Below are 1074 nucleotides of genomic sequence, written 5' to 3'. Positions count from 1 at the left end.
CCGCCTCGCCCTCCGCGTGGAGGAAGCCTTGCAGGCCGCGGAAGGCACCGCCCTGCCTCCGCCGGGCGCCATCGCCCGGGGCGACGAAGCGCCCCTCTCCTTCGCGCAGCAGCGGCTGTGGTTCCTGGATCAACTCCAGCCGGGAACCGCCACGTACAACATCCCGAGCGCCCTGCACCTGGAAGGGCCGCTGGACTTCGCGGCGTTGGAGCGCTCCTTCCGCGAGCTCCTCCAGCGTCACGAGTCCCTGCGCACCACCTTCCACGCGCACGCGGGTGAACCCGTCCAGCGCTTCCACGCCACCGCCGACTTCGCCCTGGACGTGCGGGACCTGGAGCACCTCGCCCCGGACGCGCGCGAAGCCGAGGCCCGGCGTCTCGCAGGCGCCGAAGCCCTGCGCCCCTTCGACCTCGCGAAGGGCCCGCTGCTGCGCGCCTCCCTGCTGAGGCTCGCCGAGCACCACCACGTGCTGCTCGTGACGATGCACCACATCGTCTCCGACGGTTGGTCCATGGGCATCCTCGTGCGTGAGTTGGGCGCCCTCTACCGCGCCTTCTCCGCTGGCCTTGGCTCTCCCCTGACGGCACTGCCCCTCCAGTACGCGGACTACGCCCTCTGGCAGCGCAACTGGTTGCAGGGAGAGGCCCTGGAGCGGCAGCGCTCGTGGTGGCGCCAGCACCTGGCCGGTGCGCCGCGTGCGTTGGAGTTGCCCACCGACTTCCCTCGTCCCGTTGTCCAGTCCTTCTCCGGCGCCTCCGTCCCTTTCCTGCTCCCGCTGGAGCTTTCGCAGGCCTTGCAGACGCTGGCCCAGCGGCACGGCGCCACGCTCTTCATGGCCCTGCTGGCCTCCACGCAAGCGCTGCTCTCGCGTCACTCCGGCCAGGATGACGTCGTCGTCGGCTCGCCCATCGCGGGCCGTCGCTTCGCGGAGCTGGAAGGCCTCATCGGCTTCTTCATCAACACGCTCGCCCTTCGCTCCCGCCTGGATGACGGCCCCACCTTCGTGGAGCTGCTGGGCCGCGTGCGTGAGGCCACCCTCGGGGCCTACGCGCACCAGGACATTCCCTTCGAGAA

At 70.9% G+C, this 1074-nt stretch carries 1 protein-coding gene; it reads left to right on the top strand.

Annotated features, from left to right (window positions below; genetic code table 11):
* Positions 1-28: 28 nt before the first annotated feature.
* The coding region (locus tag AABA78_RS38810) for a condensation domain-containing protein (RefSeq protein ID WP_338270579.1) at positions 29-1074 on the top strand (1046 nt) is incomplete at its 3' end.

Origin of the sequence: Corallococcus caeni (genome assembly GCF_036245865.1) — a bacterium.
GTDB lineage: Bacteria > Myxococcota > Myxococcia > Myxococcales > Myxococcaceae > Corallococcus > Corallococcus caeni.
The sequence above is the reverse complement of the archived record's forward strand: the minus strand, read 5'-3'. Positions and strand labels throughout refer to the sequence as shown.